Here is a 1,516-nt window from a genome sequence, read left to right as displayed (position 1 = left end):
TTCCGGATCCGTGAACGCGGCCGGGTGCAGTCCGCGGGCGATCGTCGCGACCGAGTCGACCATGCGCGAGCTCTCGAAGAAGTCGTCGAGCGGCACGACGACGAAACGATCGTTGCGCACGGCGGGCGTGGTGGCCACGATCGGCTGGTTCTTCAGATAGGCGATCTTGTCCTCCGCGCTGGTCGCGCCGTAGTCGAGTACGACGATCGCCTCGGGTGCGCGCTCGCCGACGACCTCCCAGCCGGTGGTGAAGTACGGTTTCGGGCCTTCGGCGGTGATGTTGTCGGCGCCGGCGTATTCGGCGATGAGGTTGCCGATGCCCACGCCGCCGACCGAGAGCGGCTCGGCTTCGCCCGAGTCGTAGAAGAAGGTGCGCACCGGCGCGACGGCGGCCTGCTCCAGGCGGGCGCGTACCGCGTCGAGTTCCGCGGTAATCGATTCGGTCAGGGCCGCGGCCTGTTCCTCGGTACCGAGGAGGGCGCCGAGTTGGGCGAAGTCGTTCTCCAGCAACGCGATATCGGAGAAGCCGGCACCGCAGTACTCGGAGAACAGGAACGTGCGGATACCCGCCTGCTCGAGTGCGTCCCGCCCGCGTCCGGTCTTGTCGTCGAATGCGCTGCGCATCCCGCCGACGACCAGATCCGGGTCGAGGTCGCGGATCTGCTCGTACGTGGGGTACTCGGCAGCCAGCGACGGAATCGCCCGGAACTGCTCGGCCGTCTCGGGCAGCGGGTCGTCCTTCTCGCCGTAGCCCATACCGACGATGCGATCCCCCACGCCCATCTGGATCAGGGTTTCGGTGACGTGGTCGTTCATCGACACGATCCGCTGCGGGGGCGCGTCGTAGGTCGCGGTGCGTCCGCAGTTGGTGATCGTCACCGGTTCGCCGAAGGCCGCGGCCGGCGGGGTGGCGCCGGTGTCTGCGCCCCGCGAGCAACCCGACAGGGCCGCGGTGGCGACGGTCAGGGCGGCGAGAACCGCGGCGGCGTCTCGCACGGGACGGCGGAAGTCGACGGGCATGGGACCTCGTGCTCTGCTCAGGTGGCACGAGGCAGACTCCGGCACGGCAGCGACCCCGGACAGCGGGCACCGGCTACCCTGCTGGACTCCATCTCGTAGACCACGACGAAATACCGGAGTCGCGCACCCCCGTGCAGGCGATCGGGCTCACCGTCGGATGGACGGCCTACCGTTGCGGGTCAGCGCCGGACTCGGACCGGACTTTCCCTGCACGGGCGTCAGCAACGCTGCGGCCATTATGCATGTCGGCGGCCGGCTCGCATCGCAGGGTCGGCCACCGGTGCGCGGGTCCGTCGGGACGGCCACCCGGAGCGCCGTTCCATCGTCCGCCGCCCTCCCCCGGTTTTCACCCTCACTTTCACCCCGTTCGCGACCTCGGCTCCGGAACCGCGGCGATCCCCGGTGCGTTCCGATTGATGGTGGCTGTCGAACGGACTGCGCCCTCGTGCGGCCGGGGCGTCGCCACCGGCCCCTCTTCCGAGGGGCAACGCGCCGG

1 protein-coding gene and 1 riboswitch are annotated in these 1,516 nt (G+C 69.9%); the gene reads right to left on the bottom strand.

The window, feature by feature from the left end; all coding sequences use genetic code 11:
- Positions 1-1,020, bottom strand: a 1,020-nt coding sequence (locus CQZ88_RS17965) for an ABC transporter substrate-binding protein (protein ID WP_102800113.1), incomplete at its 3' end; no start/stop codon positions are given.
- A gap of 118 nt (positions 1,021-1,138) precedes the next feature.
- Positions 1,139-1,258: riboswitch (cobalamin riboswitch) on the bottom strand.
- Between the last annotated feature and the right edge of the window lie 258 nt (positions 1,259-1,516).

This window comes from Rhodococcus sp. ENV425 (genome assembly GCF_002887785.1).
GTDB classification, from domain to species: Bacteria; Actinomycetota; Actinomycetes; order Mycobacteriales; family Mycobacteriaceae; genus Rhodococcus; species Rhodococcus aetherivorans.
Note: the sequence above shows the minus strand (reverse complement) of the source record. Positions and strands in the feature narration are given on the sequence as shown.